Raw genomic sequence first — 13787 nt, forward strand, 5'->3', positions numbered from 1 at the left:
CTAGTGCGACAGCCCCCGTTAGTTTTTAAATAACACTATTAGTTTCTATATAACTTAGACAATTAGTTCTTCTTGAATTCGCTGTCTAATGTCTTCTGGTAGTTTGAATTAGCTGTGTCCATAAGTTTCTGGATGTCAGCATCTTTGTTTGTAATAACTGCCTGAAGAACGTTTGTAAGCTGTGCATACATTTCCTGTGCATCACCAGGTTCTTCTGTATGAAGGTTGCCTTCTTTGTTAACTGCATCGAAGAACTGCTGGAACATTGCTGTATCAACGTTTGAGTATTCTTCTACAACTTTGTTGTTTGCATCAACATATTCCTTGTTTGTCCAGCATGGGAATGTCTGGATTACAGGAACACCATTCTGTTTACGGTTAGCTGCATCAGCTTCCATACCCTTAATTGTTGTGTCGTTAGCTTCTGGAGCTTTACCCATAACTTCAAGGAAGTCAAATGCTGCACTAATCTGTTCCGGTGTAGCATCTTTAGAGAACATGTAAGGTGTACCACCTGTTAATGAATACTGATCTCCGTTTGGTCCTGCCGGCATAGCGCCTAATGCTAATTTTTTAACGTCAAGTCCGTTTGTCTGTGTTGGCTGAGCTACAGCATCGTTAGCTGCGATATACATAGCTGCTCCGCCTGTTCCTAACTGCTGGAAACCTGTTCCCCAATCTTCTGCTGTCGGGTCAGCTGTTAATACATCATATTTCCACTTAAGATCACTTACATACTGCATAGCCGCAACTGCTTCTTTTGAGTTAAGGTTTGATGTATATGTTCCATCACCGTTATCTGTTACTAACTTAGCACCAAAGTTCCAAGCGATGTTTGAGAAATGCCATCCACCTGAGTTGTCCTTTGCAAGTAAGCAAAGTCCTGCAGCGCCTGTCTTTTCCTTGATTTTCTTAGCTGTTTCTGCTAATTCATCAAATGTCTTAGGGAATTTTGGAACTCCGTTTTCATCTACTAAACCTGCTTTTTCAAAAAGTTCTACGTTGCACATAAGTCCTAAGCCGTAAGCATCTCTAGGAACACCGTAAACTTTTCCGTCTGAATCTGATAAAAGTCCCTTGATGTTATCGTTCATATCATCAAGCCATCCACGTTTCTTTAACTCATCTGTTACATCTGCGATAAGTCCCTGCTTAATTAACTTCTGTGGCTCTGTGAACCATGATTCGAAGATTGTTGGGCAGTTGCCTGACTGTGCTAATGATACGAATGTATCTGTAGCATATGTATAAGGTGCTGGGTCACAAGTTACGTTTGGATGTAACTTCTGCATTGTCTTCTGGTATCCTTCAAATGTAGGAATGTTTTCTGCTAAATCCTCACCTGGCCAAATACCTAATGTGATTTTAACCTTATCTGAACCATCTTTGTTAGTTTCAGATTCTGTTGATTTCTTTCCGCCACAGCCAGCTAACATTGTAACTGAAAGAGCTGCAACGAGTGCTAAACTTAATAATCTCTTTTTTCTCATTTCTGATCCTCCCATCTGATTAATTTAATTAGTTTAGTTTATCGTTCAACTACACATTTGCCTTGTGTAAGGCACCCTCTTAACAATTCCTCCTTTAGAACACTTTCTAACGAAATCGTTATATTAGTTTATGCGTTTAACGTTAAACTAATGATAACATTTATGGATTTATATGTCAATATTACCATTAGAAATAAAATACACAAATAAATGTGTTCTAAATTGCATAAAAACGTTTACAAAATTGTGCATTTTGTCCAAAAATCCTTTTTTATCTCTTTTCAACTATTTTTTATATTTTATGAGTATATACAAAATACACAATTTCTTATGTTAAAAAGGTACAAAAAAGGAAGAAAACACCTTAGATTATGAGATTTAACCCACTGTTTTCTTCCTTTTGTACACTTTTATCCCTCAAATGCCACCATAACTCCACCATATTCTGCATAATAGCTGCACAAACCACCTGCACTTATTTTTTCTATCGAGGCATTCCGATATATATTTTCTATTTTACTTCTTATATAATCTGATTTTTCATTGTTAAAACAATGACTTATTATAACTTTTCCACTGTTATATCCTTTATTTCCCATTTCCTTTATGAGATTATCATAAGCACTTAGCTTTCCCCTACATTTTTTTAAGACATCTATAGTGCCATGGTCACTGGCTCCGCACAGTATCTTTATTCCTAAAATTCCTGCCATGCTTCCCTGTATTCTGCTTACCCTGCCGTTTTTCATAAGATTATCAAGAGTTTCCAATACAAATAAAAGCTTTGTTTTATCCCTATAGACTTCTATCATTTCCACTGCTTTGTCAAATTCCACGTCACTGTCTAATATTTCCTTTAGCTTAATGGCAATCATTGCCAGACCCGGGCCTGCCGATTTTGAATCTATTACATGAATTTTCTTGTGAGGGTACTTTTCATTCGCCATCTTTTTGGCTACCATGGCACTGTTATAGCTTCCTGACAATTCACTTGTAAGGGCAATGGCAAAAATCTCATCTGCCATCATAAATCCATCGTACCATTCCTGAGGTGCCGGTGCAGCACTACTGGTTTTTCCGTGATATCCTTTCATATCCTTCATAAACTCTTCAATATCCAAATTTTCATCATCTATATATTCTTTTTCTCCTACTCTTAGGGTAAGAGGTATTCTCTTATAGTAAATATCCGATTCAGTGGAATTATCCAATACTCTTAAATCACACCCTGAATCAACAATTATGCCATACTTCATTTCTTATCTCCTTTGCTACATATGTAGTTTTTATTACTACTTGTTATTGTATAACTATTTATTATGTGATACAATTTACAAAAGCACATTAAGTGTAAACTTATTTTGATATGGAGATTTTTATGAAGTATTTACCTTTTAGTAATTTTACAAAAAGAAATCTTTTTACAAGACAATGTATAGGTCAGGCAATAACGGAATTACTTAAATCAGGAGATTTTGAACATATTACAGTATCTGATATTGTAAAAAAAGCCGGAGTTTCCAGAATGACCTTTTATAAATATTATCATACCAAAAATGATGTTATAAAAGATTATATGCAGGAAATAATTGCCGGTTATCTTGAAACCACGAGTAATCATTTTACCATGAGTGAATTTCAGGACAAATCCCATATTAAAGATGCCATTTTGTTTTTTGATAAATATGCCGATTTTCTCCTTACTATGTCTGATGCAAGACAATATTATATAATAGTGGAAGCCTTAAATGATTTTATGCTTAAATATGTTTATCCTGAATACAACGGTTCCGTTTACGAACTATATTTTTATGCCGGTGCCCTTTTAAATACCTTTCTTAAATGGGAAGAATTGGGAAAATCCGAATCGGTGGATGAAATAGTAGACATTGTTATCTCACTTATCAAACGTAATAATCTATCTTTAACATAAAACTTTAAAGTCCCGGACAGTTTATTTATCTGCCCGGGATTTTTTTATTCCACTAATCTTCTTACAAATTTAAAATTTTTCATTTTCTTAACTAAAAGTGTCAGCCATCTAAACATTGATTCTGACGCAAAGGAGAACATGATAAACAGCAATATACAGCTGGCAGACATTCCACTTAACGCAAATAAGTCATTAAAGAATATTCCACATATCAGTAATGCAATAAGATTTCCTACAAGAACAATAGCTCTGTATTTGTTCATTGGTTCGCTTATCTTAAATAATACCATAAAGCCAATCATGCATAACAGCATTGTTGCCGCTGTTGCCACTTCTGTCGAAGACAGACCGAATACCTTTCCGCACCACACTATGGCACCTACAGCTATTAAATCCGTAAGTCCTGCCGGCAATGCTCTTAGGAAGACATTAATAATAAACTTTCCTTTGATTCGGCTTGTGTTAGGCTCCATGGCAAGGAAAAATGCCGGAATACCTATTGTAAATCCGCTGATTAATGATATCTGAGACGGTTCTAGAGGATAAGTCATCATAAATACCGCCGAGAATATTGACATAAGGAAGGAAAATATGTTTTTTACCAAAAACAGACTGGCTGAACGCTGTATGTTATTTACAACACGCCTTCCTTCTAAAACTACTGATGGCATACAGGAAAAATCCGACTCTAGCAATACCACCTGAGATGCCTGAGCTGCTGCCTCGCTACCTGACGCCATTGCCACACTGCAATCTGCATCCTTCATTGCCAAAATATCATTTACGCCATCTCCAGTCATTGCCACGGTGTGTCCCTGACCTTGCAGTGCCTTAACTATTTTCTGTTTTTGCTTTGGTGTTACACGACCAAATACAGTGTATTTTTGTACTGCCTTTTCTATATCCTCATCTGTTGCAAGAGATGTGGCATCCACATAATTTTCTGCTCCTGAAATTTTTGCCTGTCTTGCCACTTCAGAAACTGTAGCCGGATTATCTCCTGAAATAACCTTAACATTAACCCCCTGCTTTTCAAAATACCTGAATGTGTCAGGTGCCTTTTCACGGACTGCATTGGATAATGTTATAAAACCATAAGGAATAACCTTTTCAGAAAGAGGATTTCCGTCAGCCTTTCCTAAATATTTTCCAAAGGCAAGAACTCTGTATCCTTTATTGGTATATTCCCCTATGCTGTCAGCATAAAATTCATAGTCATCCCTAAGAACCATTTCAGGGGCACCTAATACATAACATTCATCAGAATAAGTCACACTGCAATACTTAACCTTTGAGGAAAATGATGTTTTGCTTACTGCGCTTCTTCCGCTAACATCCTTAAAACGTTCCTTTATAGCTTCCATTGTTATATTATCAGAAGTCATATTAGAGGCAAAATCACTAATTATGGTTTCAAGATTATCTGCCACTTCCTTAGGTATTTCTTCTGAATAAACAAGGTCATTAACTGTCATTTTATTTTCTGTAATGGTTCCTGTTTTATCAACACATAACACATCTACCCTTGCCAATGTTTCTATACTTTTCATGTCATGAAGAAGTACCCTTTGCTTGGCAAGTCGTATGGTGCTTACTGCCAGTGCCACAGTGGTTAAAAGATATAATCCCTCAGGAATCATACCTATAACAGCTGCTACCATAGACACTATGCTTTGGCTGAAACCTTCCTTATTAAACACAAATCCCTGAGCAAACAAAATGATTCCCACAGGAATAATTATAATGCCAACCCATTTTACCAGTTTGTTAATATCCCTAATCATTTCCGACTGCTCGCCACTACCCATTTTTTTAGCTTCAAGGGTAAGCTTTGAAATATAGGATTCTTCCCCTACTTTTTCCAGTCTTGCGTAGCACTCCCCTGACACAATAAAACTTCCCGACAGTAAATGCATTCCCGGTGTTTTGGTAAGTTCATCTGATTCTCCTGTAAGTAGGGATTCATTTACGGAAACTTCACCCTTTACCACAATGGCATCTGCCGGTATCTGTTCACCTCCATGGAAAACAACTATGTCATCTAAAACCAGCTCCTGAGAGCCAACCTCCATTTCCACTCCGTCTCTTATTACTGTAGTGGATGGGGCATTTAAAATATTCATTTTTTCAAGAACGTTTCTTGCCCTTATTTCCTGAAATATTCCAATTAACGTGTTTCCTATAACAACCGGCAAAAAGGTTAAACTTCTAAATGAACCGGCTATACATACTAACACTGCCAAAAACACAAAAATCATATTAAAATATGTGAATGTATTTTCAATGATAATTTCTCTTGTGGTTTTTTCAACGGAATCAACAGCTGTATTTACAAGTCCACGGTTAATTCTTTCCTGAACCTGACTTTTGGTTAATCCCTTTTCACAATTTGTTTCATACATATTCATATTTGTCCTCGTTTACTTTTCTAAATCCCGTATTTTACAATTCAACGTTACCTATATTTTACAGTATAACCTGTAAATGTAAAATCTTTTTTAGTATTATGATTTTATTTGTAAACTTTTTATGAAATGTTACTGTTTTTTCTTAATTCCATGATGCAAATTTTAAAAGTATAAATTGCCTTTGTATTTGCACAAAAGCAATTTATACTTATTGGGTACTCACCCCTTGTTTATTACCCTGTAGTAAGTTCCTGCGGTAATTGTGTACACAATTCCATATACTATGAAAAATACAAGAGTAACCATTACCGTGCATACAATGTACAGCGGGGTGTTATTAAAGTTTAAACTTACCAGCATTTTTCTGATTATGTCAAAGGCAAAGCATATATGGATAACTGCCATAAATATAGGTAGAAAGAACACCATAAGTATCTGAGTTTTAATTACGGATTTAGTTTCCTTATCGTCCATTCCCACTTTTTTCATTATTTCAAAACGCCTTCTGTCCTGATAGCCTTCTGACAACTGCTTATAGTATATTATCATTACCGTGGTAATTAAAAACATGGTTCCAATAAATATACCTATAAAGAAAAGGCTTCCGTACAAGCCGAAGAAATTTTGTCTGCTTGTATATATGCTTCCCACTTCGTCTGTGTGAGCTATCCCTGTATGGTTTATTACATCCCTTAACCCTTGACAGTATTCTTCCTTATCCTTAAAATCTCCTGCTAAATTAAACTCATAGTTATATTTTATGTTGCATACAAAATCATCCTTTGTGTTTTCATTAATAACATCCCTGATTTCTTTCATTGCATCCATATCTTTAACTACAATGTAGAGAGTGTCATATACCTGTAACTCCTTTTCATCTACAGGAAGTTTTTCTAATTTTTTCTTTATTGTGTATTCCTTGTTGCATATGCTTAATTTTTGAGAATTGATTCTACCTGCATCTGATGAATACACTATAACCTCATTTGAATTTAAGGTGATATTCTCACTGTTTGCCCTATTATAATCCTCTAATAATTTCACCTTAAAATTCACCATATTATTGGTACTTATATTTTCCATTGAATATCTGCCATTTTGAAGTGCTCCTATATCATCTATGGAATAATATTTATCCTCATCCTGTATTTTCACATTATATTCATCGGCACGACTTTGGCATGCATCCTGAACCTTTTGGTAATCATAGTGATTTTCCTTCTGTTCTTCAGAACTGTCACTGTCTTCTAAATACAGATAATTAGTCATAACATCCTTTGGAAAGCGTCCCCTTAAAACATCTTCCATTCCTACATATAAGGAAACCGTTGTGGATAAAACCACCAGCACGCAGGTACTTAATATACATATGGTTGCTAAACCTGCGGCATTTTGTTTCATACGGTAAATCATACCTGACACTGTAATAAAATGTTTCTTATCATAATAGAATTTTTTATTCTTTTTTAATATTTTAAGAAAGGCAATGCTTACGCTCATAAACAGCAAATAGGTTCCTATAATTACACAAAGAGCTGCCATAAAGAACCTTCCCATGGCATCCATTGGGCTTTTAGCTGTAAGAGCAAGGTAATAGCCTAATGCCAGGGTTACCAGCCCTAATATAGCTAAAAGCCATTTTGCCTTAGGTTCCCTTTCTCCGGCATTTTCATTTCTAATAAGCTCTACAGGCTTTAATCTATGAACTCTTACGCTGTTTAAAAATATAACTATGGCAAATATTAAGTCAAAAACTATTATGGTAAACAATACAGGCTTAGGATATACCCCAAAGGCAAAATCCGTTTTTAAATTTAATATTTTCAGCAAAACCATAAACATTAATTTGGATAATGCAATGCCTGCTAATATTCCTGTGGTAATACATCCTAATGCCACAATAACTATTTCCCAGAAAACTATTTTGGTAATATGCTTTTTCTCCATTCCCAATACACTATATAGTCCAAATTCCCTGCTTCTTCTTTTCATTAAAAATCCGTTAGTATAAATAAGAACAAACACTGAAAATATTCCGCAAATCGACACACCTAAATTTAATATAATTCTCATTTGCTCTGCACCTGAAAACATATTTTCATTTACCTGCTCATATATGCTGTATAGCATATAGAACATGGCAATAATGGCTGAGGTTGAAATTGAAAAAGGTAGAAATGTGCTTTTGTTGTTTTTTACATTTCTAAGGGCAAGCCTAAAATACAATTTTTTATTCATGTAAATCACCACCTGCCAGTAACACTGTTAAAGTGTCGGAAATCTTTTTGTACATTTCATCCTTTGTCATGGCTCCACGATATACCTGATGGAATATTTCTCCATCTTTTATAAACAAAACCCTGCCGGCATTTGATGCAGCCCTTACGCTGTGAGTTACCATTAATATTGTCTGTCCGTCGGAATTTAACTTATCAAATACATCTAATAAATCTCCTGTGGATTTTGAATCCAATGCCCCTGTAGGTTCATCTGCCAAAAGGATGTCCGGTTTTGTAATTATGGCCCTTGCCACCGCCGTTCTCTGTTTTTGTCCTCCTGAAACTTCGTAAGGGTATTTGTGAAGTATATGACTTATTCCCAGTTTTCCTGCAATTACATCCAGCTCCTGTTTCATATCCTTATATTCTTTTCCTGCAAGTACCAGGGGCAGGTAAATATTATCTTCAATGGAAAAAGTGTCTAAAAGATTAAAATCCTGAAATACAAATCCCAAATGTTCTCTCCTGAATTTTGCCAGCATGTCATCCTTAATTGCTGTTGTGTTTTTGCCATTAAGAAATATATCTCCTGATGTAGGTCTGTCTACTGCTGCAAGAATGTTAAGTAATGTAGTTTTTCCTGAGCCTGATTCTCCCATTATTGCAACGTATTCTCCCTGTTCCACTGAAAAGTTTATATCATGCAAAGCCTCTACCTTGTTTCCTCCAAATCTTGTTGTATATATCTTTTTTAAATTATTTACTTCTAATACCTCCATGGTACTAACCTCCTATAAATTGTAACGCCCCCTCCCTCCGGTCAGCGGCAAGTCGTCGGAAACATTCCTGAAAATGAACTTCGTTCATTTGTTTCCTCCTATAAATTGTAGTGCCCCCTCCCTCCGGTCAGCGGCAAATCGTCGGAAACATCCCTAAAAATGAACTTCGTTCATTTGTTTCCTCCTATTTTTAAAAATCTGCAAATCTTTATGTTACAAGTATACAATAAGTAATTGGGATTTTCCTTAATTTCACCTTACAATCCTGCCTTTAACCTTACATTTTTGTAATATACAAAAGGTGGAGCCTAATATTTGTCATATTAAAGCTCCACCCGAAATAAAAGAAGTATTATATTGTGATGTAACCGGGGAAATTGGGTAATAATAAAGTAATTTGGTTACATCATGTTATGAAGTCACTATTTTACAAGAATATTTTTATAATTAAATGGTTTTTCTGTATATGAAGAATCTGTTACCTTTAAAATATTGTTATAAAGGTAAGAATGTGCTGCCTCATTTGGCATTAACTCCTTCTGATACAAAGAATCTGCTATGTCATATACCTTCAAAGATTCTACCTCTCCGTATACATATTCTCCATTCTTTAACTGTACATATGGTCTTACCATTATACCTGCCTGATAAAATTCCTTTGTTTTAACAAATTCCATTGTCATGGCATAAAGTGATGTGTCACCACTTTTAGAAAGTAATCCTGCATTGGTTGCTGCATAGTCGTAAACTGCCTGATTTCCACTTCCCACAACCATTTCATTTTCTGTTGCCTTATCTGAAAGTCCATATATAAGACCTGCTTTTACCACTTCATTGTCACTGTCTGATACATTATATAAAACTCTGTATCCTTCAACTGTAGTGCTTATCTGGTAGCCCTTAACTGATGTCTGAACCTTTGTGTCCGGCTTTGTTGTAGGAGCCTGTGTTGGTGCTTCCGTAGGCTTTTCTGTCGGTGTCTGTGTTGGTACCTCTGTAGGCTTTTCTGTTGGTGCCTCTGTTTCAGGTTCAGTTGGAATTTCTGACGAACCTCCGTTTTTGTCAGTAAGATATGCTCTGTTAAGTCTGGTTATTTCATTATTTACCTCACTTAACATGGAATATCCGTTTACCTTAAAATTCTTAACTCCTGAAAAGCAACATTTTAACATACCTGTAAACTCTACAGACTCTCCCGGTGAAAGTGCACCGGTGGATGTAAGGGTTACCGTTGTAAAGTCACCTTTATCTTCCGTGGTAGCCGTTGCCCCCCATGCACTGGTAAATTTACTGGATTTCGGTAAATCAAAGCTTAAAGTATAACCTGCCGGAAATGCCACAGATTCATTATTTGTAAGTTTTATGGTGTATGTGTAGTTTGGATGATCATATTTTCCACCAAAATCCACACTAAAATTTAATGTATCATTAGTATAATCCACATCTGATGATACCTTTGATGCCCCCTTTGCCTTAAACTGGTCATGGAACATGGATGTAAGAGTATCACCTATTACATATTTCTGCTGCTGTTCGTCATAATCATAATCTCCGTGCATAACCCATATGAGAACACCGCCTAAATTGTTGTTGTTTACATAATTTATTCTTTCCTGTACTGATTCTGTGTCTTCAAATGTAAGGAATGTGTTATTTTGTGCATTCCAGATATGAGGAACCTTTCCTACGTCATCCCAGTAACGCTTATAGTTTGAATTGGATTTCATAAGATTCATTACATGCCAGAGGGGATTAGCACCTGCTGCCACTTCTTTTCCATTTTCATCTAAATCGCACCATAAGTTAAGATTATCAACGCTGTTAGTAAGAGGTGTACCTGACGAACCGTGTAATCCGTTGGTTCCTCCGGAAACATTTGTCCAACCTCTTGTATAATAAGGAACACCCATTAAAATCTTTTCAGACTGAACTTTTCCTCTGTAAAACCGGTAAGCCCAGTCAAATCCCAATGTTTTAACGTCCACCTGGGCTGTTTCCGTATCTGCCGGATCAGCGTAAAGATTTGCCTGATTTTCTACATAATTGTTCCATCCACCATGGAAGTCATAGGACATAACTGATACAAAATCCAAGTAATCTAAAAAGGCTGAATTTGTCTGCCCTCCAAGAACCCATGATGATGCTGCTACCGCAGATGTAAGCCAATAATATGTTCCGTCTTCCTTTGATGCCTTAGCTAAATCTTCACTAAGTATTTTTATAAACTGGGCGTATCTGTCTGCAATTCCCGATCTTATAGATTCAGTAAAGTCCGTATAATTTCCTGACTGTGGGGTTTCTGACGGGAACTCAAAGTCAATATCAATGCCGTCAAAACCGTACTTTCTAATAAATGAAACTGCCGAAGCACTGAATTTTCTCATGGACGCTTCATTTTGTGTGGCATACCAAAGACCTTCTGATGCTCCCCAGCCACCTGTTGAAATAAGAACGGTTACATCAGGATGCATTTTCTTTAATGTGTGCATTATGTTAAATTGTCCGTAGTATCCAAGGGAGTCATCCATCTTAATTACCTGTCCGTCATGTTTAAAGGTTGTGCCTTCAAACTTACTTTCAATGTCATGTTCCGGATCTCCTACCTCCAGCTCACATGTATCTTTATTAACAATACCAAAAGCATACTGAATATGAGTAAGCTTATCCCACTGTAAATCTGCTATATTGAAATATTCATGTGCCTGGGATGTAATTGCGTAGCTTGGAAAATAACCCACAACCTTTTTGTTGTAATAATTAGACGGAAGTGTAACTCCATTTACGTTTGTTCCAATTTGTGGGTCTAATGTGACTGTTGCTTTTCCCGGTTTAAGACTTCCTAAATCACCTGTATCTCCCCCTGATGTTGACCCGGAAACCAGCTCCCAAGGACCTCCGTTTGAAGGTGTGTCCCCCTTAGTCCACCATTTACATTTGTAAATTGCTCCGTTGTATTCCACTTCATCTCCCCCTGTGTAAATTGTTTCGCTGTTCCATGCAGCCGCTCCATAAACCACGCTAGACTGCATACTGCTAAATCCACCTGTAAATGACAGCACAGTCACTGCCATTACAAGGGCCATAAATTTAGCAAGCATTCTCTTTGCTTTCCTTGTCATTATGACTTTTCCCTCCTTTAAAATTTGCCTTTTCGTCCATTCTAGCAAGGGTTTTAGCCATATGTCAAACCTATTTAAAAAGTAGCCAATTATGTTAAATATTACCAATTATATACAATTTTTTGTTCTAAAATTTTATGAAAACCCGAGTTCCAACACCTATTTGAGAATCAATTTCTATCTTATGATTCAGCCGGTCAAGAATCTGTTTTGTAAGATACAAACCAAGACCTGTAGCCTTTTTGTCCTTTCTTCCGTTGTAACCTGTATATCCCCTGTCAAAAATTCTTGGCAAATCCTCTTTTGCAATGCCAATGCCTGAGTCCTTAATTAAAAGTTCATCATTATCAAAGGATATACATATTTCCCCTTTTGAAGTATACTTAAGGGCATTTGATATAAGCTGTTTAAGGACAAATACCATCCACTTTTCATCCGTTACAACCTTCCTGCTTTCATCCACCTGTATTTTCACTGAAATTCCTTTAGAAATAAAGATTCTGGCAAAGTATTTCACTGCCTGATTAACCATATCTTTTACACTATAATCTGCCAAAACATAGTCATTTCCGCCGCCTTCAAGTCGCAGATATTGAAGCATCATATCCTGATATTGTTCAATTTCAAACAACCGGTTAAGAATTTCAATCCGGATTTCTTCATCAGTGTCGTTAGCTAATAACTGCAATGCGGTAATGGGAGTTTTTATCTGATGTGACCACAATGTAACATATTCCATTGTTTCTTTTTTTGAATTTAGAATATTATTTATTTCTTCGTTTTTTTCATTAGTCAGTAATTTAAGAAGCTCTGTGTACATTTTCTCAATCTGATTTGAGGTTTTAGGCAAATTATCCAATGTTACATCAATACTATTTTCTGCCATGGTAAGACTTCGGCACTTTTTATAATAACAAACAAAATCAACCACAAGGCAAATACCCAAAGCCATGCACCCTAATGCCGTGGGGTACCATACATACTTAAACTCTATTCCACATAAAGCAAACACGCCGGAAAATATGGCAATCCAGAATAAAATAGCAATAAATATTAACTTTCTGTCCTTTAAATATTTCATCAACATACCATGTAACCTAACCCTTTTTTTGTCTTTACAAAATCATCTAATCCTATATCCTTTAGTTTTTTTCTGATTCTGTTTATATTCACTGTTAATGTATTATCATCTATAAAATTTTCACTGTCCCACAAATGCATCATAATGGTGTCACGACTTACAACGCTTCCTGAATTTTCCATAAGAAGCGCCAATATTTGAAATTCATTTTTTGAAAGTTCAGTTTTTTCTCCATTATAAAGACAGGTGCCGTCCATAAGATTAAGTATTACTCCATTGTTTTCTATGGTATTAAGCTGACCTGCATAAGAGTAGCTTCTTCTGATAAGAGCCGATATTTTGGCAGTAAGTACCGTAAGGTCAAAGGGTTTTGATATGAAATCGTCTCCGCCCATATTCATTGCCATAACTATATTCATACTGTCATCGGCAGAAGATATAAAAATAATGGGAATTTTGAACATTTTCCGTATTTCCCCGCACCAGTAAAATCCATTAAAATATGGCAGGGTTATGTCTAACAAAATTAAATCCGGCTGAAAATCAGATACTTCTTTTAATACATTTCCAAAATCCTTCGCTATGTAAACATTATATGCCCATTTTTCCAAATGACTTTTTATTTTTTCTGCTATGGTATTGTCATCTTCCACTATCATTATATTGTATTTATTTTCCGTCATATAACTGCTCTCCATTAAAATCATACTTATTATAATACCCCCGGCAAAGCTGTATTCCACCGGGGGTATTTCCTA

Annotated in this window: 9 protein-coding genes; 1 reads left to right on the forward strand and 8 read right to left on the reverse strand. The window is 36.0% G+C overall.

Annotated elements, in window-relative coordinates:
- Positions 1-62: 62 nt before the first annotated feature.
- Both Q5O30_RS04230 and Q5O30_RS04235 read right to left on the reverse strand, forming a co-directional pair.
- Positions 63-1490 carry an ABC transporter substrate-binding protein gene (locus Q5O30_RS04230; RefSeq protein WP_021952513.1) on the reverse strand — a complete coding sequence of 476 codons (1428 nt, stop codon included), beginning with the start codon at positions 1488-1490 and terminating at the stop codon, positions 63-65.
- A 410-nt stretch (positions 1491-1900) separates the two neighbouring features.
- Entirely contained in the window at positions 1901-2746 is an 846-nt protein-coding gene (locus Q5O30_RS04235; protein WP_021952514.1) for a DegV family protein, read from the reverse strand.
- Positions 2747-2868: 122 nt separating this feature from the next.
- Between Q5O30_RS04235 and Q5O30_RS04240 the strand changes: the two genes are divergently transcribed.
- Positions 2869-3423, forward strand: coding sequence for a TetR/AcrR family transcriptional regulator (locus Q5O30_RS04240; protein ID WP_021952515.1), 555 nt, complete (start codon positions 2869-2871; stop codon positions 3421-3423).
- A 44-nt stretch (positions 3424-3467) separates the two neighbouring features.
- On the opposite strand, the gene Q5O30_RS04245 is transcribed toward Q5O30_RS04240, so the two are convergent.
- The 6 genes from Q5O30_RS04245 to Q5O30_RS04270 all read right to left on the reverse strand — a co-directional run bounded on the left by Q5O30_RS04245 (position 3468) and on the right by Q5O30_RS04270 (position 13712).
- Complete coding sequence (locus Q5O30_RS04245; RefSeq protein ID WP_021952516.1) at positions 3468-5831, reverse strand: cation-translocating P-type ATPase; 2364 nt, start codon at positions 5829-5831, stop codon at positions 3468-3470.
- A gap of 219 nt (positions 5832-6050) precedes the next feature.
- The gene (locus Q5O30_RS04250; RefSeq protein ID WP_021952517.1) at positions 6051-8069 is read right to left on the reverse strand and encodes an ABC transporter permease; all 2019 of its coding nucleotides are present in this window, start codon (positions 8067-8069) and stop codon (positions 6051-6053) included.
- A complete protein-coding gene (locus tag Q5O30_RS04255; RefSeq protein WP_021952518.1) occupies positions 8062-8829 on the reverse strand; it encodes an ABC transporter ATP-binding protein in 768 nt (255 codons plus the stop codon). The genes Q5O30_RS04250 and Q5O30_RS04255 overlap by 8 nt, the downstream gene beginning before the upstream one ends.
- 422 nt (positions 8830-9251) lie before the next feature.
- Positions 9252-11948 (reverse strand): glycosyl hydrolase family 18 protein, encoded by a 2697-nt coding sequence (locus Q5O30_RS04260; RefSeq protein WP_021952519.1) that lies wholly within the window; start codon positions 11946-11948, stop codon positions 9252-9254.
- Between the two features lie 127 nt (positions 11949-12075).
- Positions 12076-13029, reverse strand: a complete 954-nt coding sequence (locus tag Q5O30_RS04265; RefSeq protein WP_021952520.1) for a HAMP domain-containing sensor histidine kinase — start codon at positions 13027-13029, stop codon at positions 12076-12078.
- Positions 13029-13712 carry a response regulator transcription factor gene (locus tag Q5O30_RS04270; RefSeq protein WP_021952521.1) on the reverse strand — a complete coding sequence of 228 codons (684 nt, stop codon included), beginning with the start codon at positions 13710-13712 and terminating at the stop codon, positions 13029-13031. The genes Q5O30_RS04265 and Q5O30_RS04270 overlap by 1 nt, the downstream gene beginning before the upstream one ends.
- Positions 13713-13787 lie beyond the last annotated feature (75 nt).

Origin of the sequence: Eubacterium sp. CAG:161 (genome assembly GCF_000432355.1) — a bacterium.
GTDB lineage: Bacteria > Bacillota > Clostridia > Lachnospirales > Lachnospiraceae > Eubacterium_G > Eubacterium_G segne.